Origin of the sequence: Streptomyces sp. NPDC004111 (genome assembly GCF_042874215.1) — a bacterium.
Lineage (GTDB): Bacteria > Actinomycetota > Actinomycetes > Streptomycetales > Streptomycetaceae > Streptomyces.
The window spans coordinates 1-14,209 of the sequence record NZ_JBIAMU010000020.1 but is presented as its reverse complement, the minus strand read 5'-3'; the positions used below and the strand labels follow the sequence as shown (position 1 = coordinate 14,209).

The window sequence follows — 14,209 nt, the reverse complement described above, 5'->3', positions numbered from 1 at the left end:
TGCAACGGGCCGGACGACTCCGGCCCCTCGCCCGCATGTGTCCGCCCGCACGTGCCCTCGCCCGCACAAGCCCGTGCCCGCACGCCTCCTCGCACACCCGTGCCCGTCAGCGCTCAGGGCCGACGACCGGTGACCCCCAACACCCGGTGCAGCAGCGGAGCGTCCGGCGCCACCTCGACGGGCGGCCCCCACAGCTCCGGACTCCCGGCTTCCACGACGAAGCCGGACACATGCGCGTAGCAGTCCCGCAGCGTCTGCTCGGGCAGTTCGAAGGGCTGGCCGGTGGCACGCGCCAGGTCCCAGCCGTGCACCACCACCTCCGTGAGCGCGATCCGCCCCCACAGTTCGTTGGGCAGCTCGAACCCCACCCCGGCGCCGCCCACGCCCTCCCAGGCGGCGGGGTCGTCCCACGCCTCGCCGAGTTCGCGCAGGCTCCCGGCCAGGTCCGCGCGCCAGTTCTCCGGCAGCCGCACCACCTCCGGGCCGGCGGCGGGAGCGTCGTCCTGCGCCTCCTTGCGGGCGGTCGCCGTGAACGCCCGCGACAGCATGACGATGTGGCCGACGAGGTCGGTGACGTCGTACTTCTCGCAGGGAGTGGGGTCGCTCATCTGCTGGTCGCGCACCCCCGCCAGCACCTCGGTCATTCCCTGACAGGCCGGCTTCAGATCGAGCATGGGTCCTCCTCGGTACGCCCTCGCGGTCCGCATGAGGCGGGCCACAAAGGGCAGACCGAGGAGCGCCCCGGAACTCATCGGCGTACGGCTACTCGAATCGCGAGGTGTCGCCCGCCCCTCGGCGTACGATCTCGGCCTCGCCGTCGGAGAAGTCCACGACGGTGGTCGGCACCGTGCCGCAGTCGCCGGAGTCGATCACCGCGTCCACCTCGTGGTCGAGGCGCTCCTTGATCTCCCAGCCCTGCGTCATCGGCTCCTCCTGGTCGGGCAGCAGCAGAGTGCTCGACAGCAGCGGCTCGCCCAGTTCGGCCAGCAGCGCCTGCGCGGCCACGTGTTCCGGGATCCGCACGCCCACGGTCTTCTTCTTCGGGTGCAGCAGCTGGCGCGGCACCTCCTTCGTGGCGGGCAGGATGAAGGTGTAGCTGCCCGGCGTGGCCGCCTTGATGGCGCGGAACACCCTGTTGTCGAGCTGTACGAACTGGCCGAGCTGCGCGAAGTCGTGGCACACGAGGGTGAAGTGGTGCCGGTCGTCGAGATTGCGGATCGACCGGATCCGGTTGATGCCGTCGCGGTTGCCGAGCTGACAGCCCAGCGCGTAACAGGAGTCCGTCGGATACGCGACGAGCGCACCGGACCGGATGCTGTCCACAACGCTCTTGATGGTGCGCGGCTGGGGGTTTTCGGGGTGCACGTCGAAGTACTTCGCCATTCGCGGAGTCTAGGCGATCACCGCGCGGCGACCGCCGAAGGCCCGGCCGGGCGACACCACGAAGGCGGTGCCCGGCGAAGATGTGCTGCACTGCCCCTGCGACGGCTCGTCCGCCGCACCCGTCCCCGGCCCCGTCGCCGTGACCCACCGCAACGCCCGGCCCCAGGCCGCGCCGCCCGACCCCAGGAGCGCACACCGTGTCCGACCCCGCCGCCACGCACCCGTACCCCGACAGCGAAGGGACGCGGGGCGCGCCCGCACCGCACGAACAGCTCGCCCCCGTGCTCGGCCTCCTGGGCACCTGGCACGGCCGGGGCACCGGCGAGTACCCCACCCTCGACCAGGGTTTCTCCTACGCGCAGGAGGTCACCTTCAGCCACGACGGCCGGCCTTTCCTCCGGTACGAGTCCCGGGCCTGGATCGTCGACGGGGACGGCGCCCCGCTGCGCCCGTCCGCCCGGGAGAGCGGCTGGTGGCGCCTCCAGCCCGACGGCCGCGTCGAGGCGCTCGTCACGCAGCCCACCGGAATCGCGGAGATCATGGTCGGCCGGGCGGACGGCCGCACGGTCGACCTCACCAGCCACGAAGTGGCCCTCACTCCCACCGCCAAACAGGTGGACGCCACCCGCCGCCGCTACACCCTCACCGACGACGACACGCTCGACTTCGCCCACGAGCTCGCGGCGGTCGGGCAGCCGCTGCAGCACCACCTCGCGGCGCGGTTGAGGCGCAAGGCGTAGGAGGGGCGAACCGGGAGCGTCCCGCGATCACCTCGCGGCGGTCCGCAAAAGCCCTGGTCGGAGGGCGGGACGTCCCAACACGTCGTCACTTTGGGGGTATTTGCGGTAGCTGTGGCGGTCGACCGGGAAGGCTGGTGGGCGGACGCAGGACGGAGCGGGGGCCGGTCACGGTTGCCGACCCGTACACCGAGTCGCTCGGGCGTCCGGACCCTCCGGGGCATCCGGTTCACCAAGTGCAAAGGACATCGGATCATGGTCATCACCTCGCGCAAGCGGTTCGCCGTCGCGGTCGCCGCGCTCGCCCTCGGCGGCGGGCTCGCCCTCCCGGTCACCACCGCCACGGCCGTCACCACGGCCGCCCCCGCCGCACAGAACATCGCGGTGCGGGGGACGGCCCCCGCGTGCGTGGCCCGCGACGTCATCAAGCAGAAGAAGCAAGTGACCGTCACCAACAACTGCAACCAGGTCATGCACGTGAAGCTGGTCATCAACAACGGCCCCGACGGGCAGTGCTGGACCTACCAGCGCGGCGACGCCCGGCTGTGGACCTGGAAGCTCGGTTCCTACGGCAAGATCGTCACCTGCTGATCCGCGCCGGGTACGCGTCGATCCGCGACTCGGCAGCCGACTGCCGCACCTGTTGACCTCCGCCCCGCCGGCCCGGCGGGGCGGAAGGCGCCGACGGCCGGAGGCCGCCCATCCGAAGTGCGGTGGGCGGCCTCCGGCCGTGGTGTTCCGGTGGTCGGCCCGGTCAGCCGGCGCCGCGGCCCGCGGTCCGCGGAACCGCCACCGGGTCCGCGTCGAGCGCACGCCCCTTGGTCTCCGGGGCCGCCACCGCCATCCACCCCATCGCGACCAGCACCACCACCGCCAGCACCCCGAACGTCCACGGCAGCCCGAGCAGCGGCCACAGCACCGAGCCGAACAGCAGCGGAGCGAAGCCGGTGAGGGAGCGGCTCACCGAGGACGCCCACCCGAAGCCGCTGGCCCGCAGCGCGGTGGGGTACAGCTCGGAGGCGTACGCGTACAGGACGGGGATCGCCAGCTGGATCAGGAAACCGAAGACGGCGATCGCGACCAGCGGCGCGGTCCCGCCGTCCCGCACCAGCGCGAACGCCACCAGGGCGAAGGTCGCCAGCGGTGCCGTCACCCCGATCAGCCACTTGCGGCCGACGACGTCCACCAGGGCGGTGGAGACGATGACGCCGAGAATGCCGACGGCGCTCATGAGCGTGGTGCCGGTGAACGCGGCGGCGTCGCCGTGCCCCTCGGCCTTGAGGATGGTCGGCATCCAGCTGAGCGCCGCGTAGTAGACGAGCATGATGGCGGCGAAGGCCAGCCAGAGCGCCGAGGTGATCCGCGGGCTGAACCCCCAGATCAGCCGCAGCTGTTCGACCGCCGCAGCCAGTCCCCTCGTACGGGGACCCTCGTCGGGGCGGGCGACGCCGTACGGCTCGGGGACCGCTCCGGTACGGGCCACCAGGTCGTCGATGACTGCCCTGGCCTCCGCCTCGCGGCCCTTCTCGGACAGATAGACCGGCGACTCCGGTACCCCGCGGCGTACCCAGAACAGCAGCAGCGCGGGCAGCGTCATCGTGAGGAGCATCCACCGCCAGTTCCCGTCGAGCGGCAGCATCGCGGTCGACACCAGCCCGCACAGGGTGATCCCGACCGGCCACCACAGATCGAGCGCGGTGAGGATCCGCCCCCGGTACTTGCGCGGGGAGAACTCGCTGACCAGCGCGTAGTCGACCGGAATGCAGCCGCCGAGCCCGATGCCCGCGAGGAAGCGCAACAGCAGGAAGACCCAGTACGCGGGCGAGGCCGCGCCCAGCACGGAGAAGACCGCGAAGATCAGCAGCGTCACGCTGAACGCCTTCTTGCGGCCGATCCGGTCCGCCACCGAGCCCCAGGCGATCGCGCCGACCGCCATGCCGACCAGGTTCGCGGTGGCGACGAGTCCGCGCTCCGCGAGGGTGAGGTCGAACTCCGTGCCCACCAGCGGCATCAGGAAGCCGTTCAGGGCGATGTCGTACGCGTCGAAGAGGTAACCGAGGCCGCCGATGAGGAACACCTTGCCCTGGACACCCCATTTCCACGGGAGATCCTGGACGATCTGATCGCCTGACTTCACTGTCGCTCCAAAACCGGGGTAGGGCGGTGCACGCACGGTCGGAACTCCTTGTTCCGCAGCGAAGCATCCTGCCTCAGAGCGGGCCGGGCGACGCAAGGCGGGGCCGTCCGGGGCGGACGGCCCTCGATCCGCGGGCCGGTGCGTCAGGTCTGTGGCTGTGCGTCCCGGCCGCTGCGGGCCTCGGCCCGCTCCGTGATCTCGGCCACGACCTCGGACTTCGCGTCGGCGTAGTTCTGCATGAACTTCCAGTCCTGCGAGGCCAGGCGCAGCTTCGTGCGCTGGTAGAGCTCGCGGTCGGCGGGGTGCGCACGCAGATGGTCGCGGAAGCGGAGCATCCGGGCGGTCTCGGCGCAGTCCGGCGGGAAGACGTGCAGGTTGGCCTGGGGGAGCGCGGTACTGAGCCCGGACTTCTTCAGCACCCGGTGCTCGTACCAGTCGGGTTCGCGGATGGCCAGCACATAGTCCAGCGCGGCGAGCGGCACCGCGTAGGAGTCCTCGTCGGCGGGGTCCGGCACGACGAGCACCAGATCCAGCAGGGGCTTGGCGGCGAGACCGGGCACCGACGTCGAACCGGCGTGGTGCAGCTCGACCGCGTGCGGCAGCACCTCGCGGATGCGCGCGGCCTCCTCCTCGTACACGGCGGGCCAGACGGGATCGTAGGGATCGATGCTGATCCGTCCCTGGAGGGGCTGCGGCGTTCCCACCGTGGCGGCGCGAATGGCCTCCTCCGACGTCGGGGCCGAACCGTCGGGCTGGTCGGTCATCTGATTTCCTCCGTACGGGGCGCGGCCCCGCTGCGGCCCATGAGGGCGACGGCGCGGGGCAGACAGCCAAGGGCGGGGCGGAGCAAGGCGGCGCGGGTGGGTCGGCACGAGCGTCGACCACGATACGAGGCGGCCGGGACGGGCCCGTGGGGGAGTCGGGCGGAGGCTGCCGTCACGGTCAGGAACGCCCGCGCCCACGCACCGTCAGGAGCGCACCGGGCCGCCCCGCTCCGGGACCGCGGTGCGCGGCCCGGCCCGGTGAGCCGCACCGGGGCGACCGGCCGTGCGGCCCTCAGCGAGCCGGCGGTCGACCGTACCGGGGAGCCCGGCCCCGCGACCCGCGTCGAGGCCACGGGCCTCATGAGCTGGATCGGGGCGCCCGGCCCCGCGACCCGCATCGAGACCACGGGCCTCGTGAGCTGGATCGAGGCGCCCCGCCCCGCGACCCGCATCGAGGCGACCAGCTTCATGCGCTGGATCGGGCAGCCCCGCCCCGTGTGCCGTGAGCAGCCGTCCCGCGCTGGGCCAGGCGCGGTCGTCGACCGTCAGGAAGGGCTCGGCGGCCACGTCCGCCGGGGTCAGCCCGGTGAACGTCCTGATGTCGCGGTGCAGATGGGACTGGTCGAAGTACCCGCCGTCCGCCGCGACCCGGGCCGCGCCCACACCCGCCACCAGCCGGTGGGCGGAACGGTCGAAGCGGGCCAGCCGCACGGCGTGCTTGGGCGCCATGCCCAATTGCGCCTGGAAGCGGGACCACAGGCGCTTGCGGCTCCACCCCAGCTCCGCCGCCAGCCCTTCGACACGTACGCGGCCGTGCCGGGAGGCGATCCGCTGCCAGGCCCAGGCAACCTCCGGATCGACCGGCGCGTGCGAGGCGGCGCGGCGGGCGAGCAGCGATTGGACCCGTGCGAAGCGCTCCTGCCACGAGGCGAGTTCGCTCAGCTGCTCGTGGATCCGCGCCGCGTCACGGCCCCAGAGCGCGTCGAGGCCCACCATGGTTCCGGCCAGTTCGGCGGGCCCTGCGCCCAGCACCGCACGGGCGACCACGGGGGACAGGCGCACCTGGAGGCACTCGGCCCGCTCGCCCCACGCGCGTGCGCTGCCGCCGGAGCCGAAACCCGGCCCGGTGACGAGGCTGCCCCGGCACCGCTGCCCTTGGCCGTCGTCCACGTGGGACCGGCTCTCCCCGAGATCCAGGAACAGCGTCACGGCCGGGTGCGGCACGATCCGCAACCCGCCGCTCAGGGCCCCGGCGATACGGAACCCGGCCATGTCGACACCGGGCACCAGGCCCGCCCGCTCCGGACGGGCGACTTCCCAGGAAGCCTGATCGGAAGGCCCGTTCGCCGTGTCACGCATGCCTCCACGGTACGGGGACCGGCAGCGCGGCGGCGGGAACATTTTTCCAATCCCCGGGCGCACGGCGGCGACCACAGTGGGCGCATGACTCCTGCCCAAGGAACACCGAGTACGCCACCCGCCGAAACCGCTGCCGGCCCGGCCCCCGGGCCCGCCGAGGAGGCCACCCTCTCCCTCGGCCACGGCGACCTGCACGTCTGCCTCGACGGCCCGCGCCACGCCCCCGCGCTTCTCCTCGTCCACGGATCGGCCGCCACCGCCCGATCCTGGGACTGGCTGGTCCCGCTGCTGACCTCGTCCCACCGCGTCGTACGGGTCGACCTGCCCGGCCACGGCCGCTCGCCCGCACCCGCCGACGGCGACTTCGCGACGGCCGCACAGGCCCGCGCCGTCGGTGCGGCGCTGGAGCGGCTCGGCATCGGGCACGCCGTGGTCGTCGGCCACTCCAGCGGCGGCTACACCGCCACCGCTCTCGCCGGGCAACGCCCCGGCCTGGTGACCGCACTCGCGCTGATCAACACCGGGCCGGCCCTGGAGGCCTTCATCGCCCCGGAGTCCGGCCCGCCCGACCCCGCCGACTGGCCGCCGTCCGACGAGGAGCTGCGCCGTTTCGCCAGCAGTGGCTTCCGGGACGGCTTCGAGATCCCGCAGGAGTTCGTGGAACAGCTGCGCACCCTGGACCTCCGTGCGAGCGCGGCGGCCATGCGGGGCTCGCTCGCCTACCTCAAGGAGCAGGCACTCCCCGCGCGGCTGGCACCGCTCGGCACGCCCCTCCAGGTGATCTTCGGTGACCAGGACCGCAGGTGGCTGCCGTCCTCCGCCGCCGACTACCGGGCCGTCCCGGGCGCGGACGTCACGATGCTGCCCGGCTCCGGCCACACGCCGATCATCGAAGACCCCGCGGGCACCGCCGCACCGCTCCTGGCCTTCACGGCGCGGCACCGGGGTCCTCGGACGTGATCGCGGCCCGCTTCCCGTGCCGCGGTGGCACGGGAAGCGGGCCGATCTGAGTCCGTCGGCCCCTCAGCGGCCGAGGCCGCGGTCCAGGGCGCGGATCAGTTCGCCGTCCGCGGTGTCGCCGTCCAGGGACCAGGCCATCGCGCCGCCGAGCCCCCGGGCACGTACATAGGCGGCCTTGGTGAGCAGTACGGCCGGGTCGTCGTACGTCCACATGGTCGTGCCGTCGAACAGCCAGGCGTGGCCGCGCAGCAGGTCGCGGTGCACCTTGAACCTGCCCTCCTGGACGAGGGGCTTGAGCTCCTTGTAGTCGGCGTATCCGGCGGCCCACTTCGCGGGCGCGGGGCCGGTGGCGGGCTTGCCGAGGCCGTTGCCGCCGCCGGTGACGCCGGTCCAGCCCTGTCCGTAGAACGGCATCCCGACGACCAGCTTGCGGGCGGGCGCGCCGCGCTGGAGCCAGGACTGCACCGTGCCGTGCACGCTGAAGTCGCCCGGGGCGAAGAGGGCCGACTGCTGGGCCGTCTTCTTCTCGCCGCTGACGTGGAAGTCGTAGCCCTGGAGGTTGACGAAGTCGAAGTCCTTCATGATCTTGCGGACCTCGAAGCCCGCGTCGATCTTCTCCTCCGAGGTCGGCACGAACGCGGACAGCTCGTAGTGCTTGCGCTTCTGCTTGCCCAGCGCGTCGAGCTGGCTGCGGAACTCCCGTACCAGCGCGGTGAAGTTCTGCTTGTCCTCGGGGCGGTACACGGTGTCGGTGTCGCCGGCCGAGCCCGGCCACTCCCAGTCGATGTCGATGCCGTCGAAGACTCCCTCGGCCGCTCCCTCGCCGCCGCGCGCGCCGTCCTTGGGCAGGTCGCCCTTGATGTACAGGTCGATGCAGGAGGAGACGAGCGCCTTGCGCGAGGCGGGGGTGAGCACGGCGTCCGAGAAGTTCGTCGACCAGCTCCAACCGCCCAGCGAGATCATGGCCTTGAGGTTCCTGTGCTTGGCCTTGAGCTCGCGGATCTGGTTGAAGTTGCCCGCCAGCGGCTGGGTGTCGGTGTCGGCCGCCCCGTCGACGGAGGTCGCGGCGTCCAGCGGACGCTGGTAGTCGGCCCACGGGTCGCTCTCGCCCGGGGCCGGGGTGAGGAAGCACTTGCCGGACTTGTCGACGTTGCCGAAGGCGTAGTTGAGGTGGGTGAGGCGTGCTGCCGTACCGCTGGTGTCCAGGTCCTTGACCTGGAAGTTGCGGCCGTACACCCCCCATTGGGTGAAGTAGCCGACCCGTTTGAGCGGGGTCGCGGAGCCGTGGCCCGCGCCCGGCTGCGCGGCAGCGGGTGCGGGGCCGGGCGCGGCGCTCGCGGGGGGCGCGAGGGTGGCGAGGAGCGAAGTGACGCAGGCGGCGGCGACGAGGGCCGACCCTTTCAGAAGTCTTCGACGCATGCGTGGACGTTATTGGTCTGGACCAACTAGGGTCAAGGGGTGGTCATGAGGTGGTCATGGGCGCGAGGTGAGCGAGGGGACGCGGGGACTACGGGGCCAGCAGTGACGCGTACCGGTCGAGGTCGATGTTGCCGCCGCTGATGATCACTCCGATCCGCCGGCCGCGCAGCCGGTCGGCCAGACGGCGGACCGCGGCGAACCCCAGACACCCTGTGGGTTCCACCACGATCTTCATGAAGGTCGCGAAGTCCCGCATGGCATCCACGAGTTGCGCGTCGGAGACGGTGTGGATGTCGGTGACCTCACGGCGGACGATCTCGAACGTCCAGGCGCCCAGGTGCTGGGTCTGGGCGCCGTCGGCGATGGTCTTCGGGGTGTCGATGTGGACGACGGACCCCTGACGCAGGGACTGCCGGCCGTCGTCCCCGGCCTCGGGCTCCACGCCGTACAGCCGGCACCCGGGCGACAGCACCCGCGCCGACAGCGACGATCCCGACAGCAGCCCGCCTCCGCCCAACGGGACGAACAGGTCGTCGAGTTCACCGACCTCCTCGAACAGCTCCTTGGCCACCGTGCCCTGCCCCGCGATCACATGCGGGTGGTCGTACGGAGGGATCAGCGTGAGGCCGTGCTCGGCGGCCAGCGCGCGGCCGATCTCCTCCCGGTCCTCGGTGTAGCGGTCGTAGGTGACGACCTGCCCGCCGTAGCCCTTGGTCGCGGCGACCTTGGACGCGGGCGCGTCGTGCGGCATCACGATCGTGGCCGGGATGCCCAGCAGCCGCGCGGACAGCGAGACGGCCTGGGCGTGGTTGCCGGAGGAGTAGGCGACCACCCCGGCCCGCCGCTGCTCGGGAGTGAACTGAGCCAGGGCGTTGAAGGCGCCGCGGAACTTGAAGGCGCCCATCCGCTGGAAGTTCTCGCACTTGAACACGACATCGGCGCCGAGCGCCTCGTTGACCAGGCGCGAACGCAGGACCGGTGTGCGGTGGGCGTGAGGGGCGATGCGGTCGGCGGCGGCCCGGACGTCGTCGTAGGTGGGCGGCTGGAGCACGGGTGACTGAGACATCCGCCGATCATGACCCTTCGGGAGGTACGGACGCCAGGGCGCGTCCCCTTGCTCAGCGGTGCGCCGGGGCCGGCCGCTGCGCCGCGTCGTCGGCGGCGTCGGGCCGGGCGGAGGGTGCCGGGTCCGCCGCCTTGGCGCTGCGTCGGCGTCCCCCGGCCACCAGCACTGCGGCCAGCCCTAGCCCCGCCCACAGCGTCAGCGTCAGCTGGGCCGGGCCCGAGGCCGCTCCGTCGAAGAAGGCCGTCGACCTGAGCAGGGTGCCGCCCGCGCCCGGCGGCAGCAGCTGACCGAGTGCCCCGGCGGGTGCGGGCAGCAGCTCGGGCGCGCTGGTAACCCCGGAGAACGAGTTGCCGAGCAGCACCATCACCAGTCCGCCGAGCGCCAGCCCCGCCCGGCCCAGCACTGCCGCCAGCCCCGCGATCCCCGCCGCGACGGCCAGCACGGTCAGGCCGAGCACGCCCGCCTCCGTCCACCAGTCGCCGCTCAGGATGCCCAGCCAGCTGTGGGCCAGCCCGGCGGCCACCAGGCCGACCAGCGCGGACGCTCCGGTCAGCGCGAGCACGGCGCGCGCCCCGCGCAGCTGCAGAACGGTGACCACGGCCCCGGTTGCCACCCCGGCCAGCGCCAGCGGCAGGAGGCTCGCGCCCAGTGCGCTGCCCCTCGGGTCACCGGGCGGCGTGGCCACCACGTCCGTCACGCGCGGCGGCGCAGCTGCTGGGGTCCTGGCGGTCGCGGCGTCCCGCAGCAGCTGGGCGACGACGGGGCTCCCGGCGGTCGCGGTGAGCACCTCGACCCCCTGCGGGGACGCCACGACCGCGCCGTACACGTCGCGGTTCTCGATGGCGGTGAGGGCGCTCGCGCGGTCGGGGTAGCGGTGCACCTCAAAGGCGCCCGGCCGCTGCTCGAACCCCTGCTGGAGCTGCGCGAGCGCCGCGGGCGGCCCCGCGACACCGACCGGGAGGTCGCGCGGCGCGATGCGGGCGGCGGGCCAGGCGAACGCCCACAGGGCCAGGGCCGCCACGACGGGGGCCAGCAGGAGCGCGACGAGAGTGCGACGGGAGAGCGAGAGCGGGGCGGACATGAGGTCCCTCGATTCCTAAAAAGAAGGATCGTTCTTTTTTCTTTCCTCCATGGTGTCCCTCTGCCCGTCCTTGTCAAGAAGGAATGTTCGTTTTAAGTTGTGGAGATGGCACGCGTATCCCAGGAACACCTCGACGCCCGGCGCCGCCAGATCCTGGACGGCGCGACGCGCTGCTTCGCGCGTTCGGGCTTCCACGCTGCGTCCATGCAGGACGTGCTGCGCGAGATCGGCCTCTCGCCGGGGGCCGTCTACCGGTACTTCAGCGGCAAGGACGAACTGATCGCGGCCATCGCCACCGAGGTCTTCGCCGATGTGCGTGCCGCCTTCGAGGCCGCGGCCGAGCAGAGCCCGCCGCCGCTGCCGCACGAACTGCTGGCCCGGGTGGTCGGCCAGGTCGTGGCGTCCCGCGAGGGGCTGCGCGTCGACGGGCGGCCCGCGTTCCCGGGCCTGGTCCTCCAGGTGTGGGCGGAGACCCTGCGCGACGAACGGCTCCAGGTGCTGCTGTGGTCCGCGTACGCGGAGATGTGCGGCGTCTGGGTGAGGCTCGTCGAGAGCTACCGGGCCGCCGGGCTGATGTCCGCGGACGTACCGGCGGACCATGTGGCGCGCACGATGATCGCGCTGGCCCAGGGGTTCATCGCGCAGCAGGCACTGTTCGGGGAGGCGTCACCCGATGTGCTGCGGGACGGGCTGAAGGCGCTGACCACGATGGAGCGCCCCGCAGCGGAAGCGCCCCTCACGCACCCCTGAGCAGGTCGTCGATCTCCGCCGCGTAGAGCAGGGCCGGGTCGAAGTCCATGCCGGCGAACTGCCCGGCGACCTCCAGGGACAGCACCCCGTGCAGCCGGGTCCAGAAGGACAGCGCCCGGTGCAGGAGCGCGGGCGGGGCCGGGTGGCCCTGTGCCCATTGCCGGTGGTCCGCGAGATGGGCGGCGAACTCCTTCGCCGGACCGGCGCCGGAATCCATCGGCGCGGACCCCGTCGGCGCGGACTCCGCCGATACGGACTCGGCCGACGAGGGCTCCGTCCCTGCGGGCTCCGCCGGCGGGGGTTCCGCCGCTGAGGGCGCCGCCGTCCCGGCCGCGGCGAGGGTGTCCAGCAGCGTCGCCATGACCTCCCCCGAAATCGCCGTCGTGTCCGCGGGTGCCTGGTAGCCCGGCACGGGAGTGCCGTAGATCAGCAGGTACCGCTGGGGGTCCGCCAGGGCCCACCGGCGCATCGCCAGGGCCAGTGCGGCCGGGTCCGCGCCGGAGTCGGCCGCGCCGCGCAAGGTGTCGGCGAGGCTCCGGTACGCGTCCCTGATGAGTTCGGTGATCAGGTCGTCGCGGCTGGCGAAGTAGCGGTAGAGCGCGGGACCGCTCATGCCCATCTGCTTGGCGATGGCGTTGAGCGAGAGCGCGGAGGCGCCCGCGGTGGCGATCTGTTCCCAGGCGCGTTCCTTGACCTCCGCCCGCACCTGGGCGCGGTACCGCTCGCGCGGAGTCTGCGTGCCGGAATCCGTCACGGTTGCCACCTGCTCTCTCCGTACCTGCTGCTCTCGCCCTGCCTGCGCGGATACAGACTCAAGAATTAGTTAGAGGCTATCACTCAAGCTCTTGACGAGGGCTTCTCGCAGACGTTAGAACTTATAACGAACACGAGAGCACATCACCAGATGTGCGGTGCGGTGGAGGTCGCCATGAACGTCGAAGGACTCGTCGAGATCGTGCTGCCGGGCGAGGTCGAGCCGGACGGACTGCTCGTCAGGCGCGGAGCGCTGCCCACGGCGGGGCCCCGGCAGGTCCTCGTCCGGATGGAGGCGACCGGGGTCTCCTTCGCCGAGCAGCAGATGCGCCGCGGTCGCTACTACGACCAGCCGGCCTACCCGTTCGTCCCCGGGTACGACGTCGTCGGCACGGTCCAGGCGGTCGGCGAGGGCGTCGACCCCGGCCTGATCGGCACGCGGGTCGCGGCACTCGTCAAGGTGGGCGGCTGGGCCAGCCACGTACGGGTCGACGCGGCGGACACGGTTCCGGTGCCCGACGGCATCGGCGCCGCCGAGGCGGAGACCCTCGTGGTCAACGGCATCACCGCCTGGCAGATGCTGCACCGCAAGGCCCGGATCCGTGCGGGCCGGACGATCCTGGTGCACGGCGCCAACGGCGGCGTCGGCTCCGTACTGGTCCAACTCGGCCTCGCCGCAGGGGTGAAGGTCATCGGTACGGCCTCCGCCCGGCACCACGAAGCGCTGCGGCAGCGCGGCGTCGTTCCCGTCGACTACCGCACCGAGGACGTTCCCGCCCGGGTCTGTGAACTCGCACCCGGCGGCGTCGACGCGGTCTTCGACCACGTCGGCGGCCGGAGCGTCGTCGACTCCTGGCGCCTGCTCGCCCCCGGCGGCACGCTCGTCTCGTACGGCAGCGCCTCCACCAGGGACGACCGGGGCTCCAAGCAGTTGCCGGTGCTCAGGATCCTCGGCCGGGTGTGGTGGTGGAACACCGTGCCCAACGGCCGCCGGGCGTACTTCTTCAACGTCTGGGCCGGCCGTTCACTGGCCAGGAACCGGTTCCGGAGCCGGCTCCGCGCCGACCTCACCCAGGTCTTCGCCGCCCTCCAGCGAGGCGACGTCACCGCACAGATCGCTGACCGCTTCCCGCTCGACCGCATCGCGGACGCCGTGCGGCTGGCGGAGTCCGGCACGGTGGCGGGCAAGGTCGTGCTGCACCCGTAGCACGCCGTACGCAAGCGGCCGGGCGGGCGCGGTGCGCCGCGGGCCCGGACCTGACCGGGCGGACCGAACCGCGCGAGATCGGCACGCCGCGTCGAACCGCCTTTCCGAACCGGGCTTTCCGGCGGTCCTGTTGAGCAGTCCTGTTGAGCCGGCCTGTTGAGCTGCCCTGTTGAACAGCCGCGCCGCACCAGCGTGTGAGCCGCGCCGGCCGGAAGCCGCGCCGGACCGCCGAGGGCGGCGCACCCGCAGAGCCGGGCAGGCGTGCGGACCGGACCCGGAACCGGATCTGGGCCCGGAACCGGACCTGGGCCCGGAACCGGACCTGGGCCCGGAATCGGACCTCGCTCCAGGGCCACAACTCCCTGCCGGTACGTCTCAAGCCCCGCTGCCCGTCCGCCCCCTTTGTCCCGGCCCTCCGGCCCGTCGGCACTTCGCTCCCCGGGTCCCGGCCGCCCTCCTGTCCACCCTGACCCCATCCCGACCACCGCATCACCCCACCCGAAAGACATCTCACGTGCCTAAGAAGTCAAGCCGCGACGGCCGAGTCCGCTGCTGAGGAGGTGAAAGCATGTTGCTCGTCGAAGAGCTGTCCG

At 72.5% G+C, this 14,209-nt stretch carries 13 protein-coding genes and 1 pseudogene; 5 read left to right on the top strand and 9 right to left on the bottom strand.

Annotation, left to right across the window (positions count from 1 at the left end):
* Positions 1-113: 113 nt before the first annotated feature.
* Together ACFYVL_RS32995 and ACFYVL_RS32990 are read right to left on the bottom strand one after the other, a co-directional pair.
* Complete coding sequence (locus tag ACFYVL_RS32995) at positions 114-674, bottom strand: TIGR03086 family metal-binding protein (protein WP_389251458.1); 561 nt, start codon at positions 672-674, stop codon at positions 114-116.
* A gap of 88 nt (positions 675-762) precedes the next feature.
* Complete coding sequence (locus ACFYVL_RS32990) at positions 763-1,383, bottom strand: L-threonylcarbamoyladenylate synthase (protein ID WP_389251456.1); 621 nt, start codon at positions 1,381-1,383, stop codon at positions 763-765.
* Positions 1,384-1,580: 197 nt separating this feature from the next.
* Here ACFYVL_RS32990 and ACFYVL_RS32985 point away from each other — a divergent pair, with 197 nt between their 5' ends.
* A complete protein-coding gene (locus tag ACFYVL_RS32985) occupies positions 1,581-2,123 on the top strand; it encodes an FABP family protein (protein ID WP_389251454.1) in 543 nt (180 codons plus the stop codon).
* A 252-nt stretch (positions 2,124-2,375) separates the two neighbouring features.
* Positions 2,376-2,711: a hypothetical protein gene (locus ACFYVL_RS32980; RefSeq protein WP_389251451.1), complete on the top strand. Its 336-nt coding sequence runs from the start codon at positions 2,376-2,378 to the stop codon at positions 2,709-2,711.
* Between the two features lie 163 nt (positions 2,712-2,874).
* Here ACFYVL_RS32980 and ACFYVL_RS32975 read toward each other — a convergent pair whose 3' ends face one another.
* The 3 genes and pseudogenes from ACFYVL_RS32975 to ACFYVL_RS32965 all read right to left on the bottom strand — a co-directional run.
* Positions 2,875-4,257 (bottom strand): MFS transporter, encoded by a 1,383-nt coding sequence (locus tag ACFYVL_RS32975; protein WP_389251450.1) that lies wholly within the window; start codon positions 4,255-4,257, stop codon positions 2,875-2,877.
* Between the two features lie 143 nt (positions 4,258-4,400).
* Positions 4,401-5,021: a GrpB family protein gene (locus tag ACFYVL_RS32970; protein ID WP_389251448.1), complete on the bottom strand. Its 621-nt coding sequence runs from the start codon at positions 5,019-5,021 to the stop codon at positions 4,401-4,403.
* Positions 5,022-5,540: 519 nt separating this feature from the next.
* Positions 5,541-6,380, bottom strand: a pseudogene (locus ACFYVL_RS32965) (helix-turn-helix domain-containing protein); the annotation flags it as partial.
* 84 nt (positions 6,381-6,464) lie between these two features.
* Between ACFYVL_RS32965 and ACFYVL_RS32960 the strand changes: the two are divergent.
* Positions 6,465-7,340: an alpha/beta fold hydrolase gene (locus ACFYVL_RS32960; protein ID WP_389251446.1), complete on the top strand. Its 876-nt coding sequence runs from the start codon at positions 6,465-6,467 to the stop codon at positions 7,338-7,340.
* 63 nt (positions 7,341-7,403) lie between these two features.
* Here ACFYVL_RS32960 and ACFYVL_RS32955 read toward each other — a convergent pair whose 3' ends face one another.
* The 3 genes from ACFYVL_RS32955 to ACFYVL_RS32945 form a co-directional block, all read right to left on the bottom strand.
* Positions 7,404-8,759 carry a glycoside hydrolase family 18 protein gene (locus ACFYVL_RS32955; RefSeq protein ID WP_389251444.1) on the bottom strand — a complete coding sequence of 452 codons (1,356 nt, stop codon included), beginning with the start codon at positions 8,757-8,759 and terminating at the stop codon, positions 7,404-7,406.
* Between the two features lie 88 nt (positions 8,760-8,847).
* Positions 8,848-9,825, bottom strand: coding sequence for a threo-3-hydroxy-L-aspartate ammonia-lyase (locus ACFYVL_RS32950; RefSeq protein WP_389251443.1), 978 nt, complete (start codon positions 9,823-9,825; stop codon positions 8,848-8,850).
* Between the two features lie 52 nt (positions 9,826-9,877).
* The gene (locus tag ACFYVL_RS32945; RefSeq protein WP_389251441.1) at positions 9,878-10,906 is read right to left on the bottom strand and encodes an ABC transporter permease; all 1,029 of its coding nucleotides are present in this window, start codon (positions 10,904-10,906) and stop codon (positions 9,878-9,880) included.
* A 105-nt stretch (positions 10,907-11,011) separates the two neighbouring features.
* On the opposite strand from ACFYVL_RS32945, the gene ACFYVL_RS32940 reads away from it, so the two are divergent.
* Entirely contained in the window at positions 11,012-11,656 is a 645-nt protein-coding gene (locus ACFYVL_RS32940; protein ID WP_389251439.1) for a TetR/AcrR family transcriptional regulator, read from the top strand.
* On the opposite strand, the gene ACFYVL_RS32935 is transcribed toward ACFYVL_RS32940, so the two are convergent.
* On the bottom strand, positions 11,643-12,410 hold the full coding sequence (locus tag ACFYVL_RS32935; RefSeq protein WP_389251815.1) for a TetR/AcrR family transcriptional regulator: 768 nt from the start codon (positions 12,408-12,410) through the stop codon (positions 11,643-11,645). The genes ACFYVL_RS32940 and ACFYVL_RS32935 overlap by 14 nt on opposite strands.
* A 174-nt stretch (positions 12,411-12,584) precedes the next feature.
* Between ACFYVL_RS32935 and ACFYVL_RS32930 the strand changes: the two genes are divergently transcribed.
* Positions 12,585-13,616: a medium chain dehydrogenase/reductase family protein gene (locus ACFYVL_RS32930; RefSeq protein ID WP_389251437.1), complete on the top strand. Its 1,032-nt coding sequence runs from the start codon at positions 12,585-12,587 to the stop codon at positions 13,614-13,616.
* Positions 13,617-14,209 lie beyond the last annotated feature (593 nt).

Bases quoted from the DNA above. Each gene is read 5' to 3' on its own strand.
- ACFYVL_RS32995 (WP_389251458.1), bottom strand. From the start codon at position 674: ATGCTCGATCTGAAGCCGGCCTGTCAGGGAATGACCGAGGTGCTGGCG.
- ACFYVL_RS32990 (WP_389251456.1), bottom strand. From the start codon at position 1,383: ATGGCGAAGTACTTCGACGTGCACCCCGAAAACCCCCAGCCGCGCACC.
- ACFYVL_RS32980 (WP_389251451.1), top strand. From the start codon at position 2,376: ATGGTCATCACCTCGCGCAAGCGGTTCGCCGTCGCGGTCGCCGCGCTC.
- ACFYVL_RS32970 (WP_389251448.1), bottom strand. From the start codon at position 5,021: ATGACCGACCAGCCCGACGGTTCGGCCCCGACGTCGGAGGAGGCCATT.
- ACFYVL_RS32960 (WP_389251446.1), top strand. From the start codon at position 6,465: ATGACTCCTGCCCAAGGAACACCGAGTACGCCACCCGCCGAAACCGCT.
- ACFYVL_RS32955 (WP_389251444.1), bottom strand. From the start codon at position 8,759: ATGCGTCGAAGACTTCTGAAAGGGTCGGCCCTCGTCGCCGCCGCCTGC.
- ACFYVL_RS32950 (WP_389251443.1), bottom strand. From the start codon at position 9,825: ATGTCTCAGTCACCCGTGCTCCAGCCGCCCACCTACGACGACGTCCGG.
- ACFYVL_RS32945 (WP_389251441.1), bottom strand. From the start codon at position 10,906: ATGTCCGCCCCGCTCTCGCTCTCCCGTCGCACTCTCGTCGCGCTCCTG.
- ACFYVL_RS32940 (WP_389251439.1), top strand. From the start codon at position 11,012: ATGGCACGCGTATCCCAGGAACACCTCGACGCCCGGCGCCGCCAGATC.
- ACFYVL_RS32930 (WP_389251437.1), top strand. From the start codon at position 12,585: ATGAACGTCGAAGGACTCGTCGAGATCGTGCTGCCGGGCGAGGTCGAG.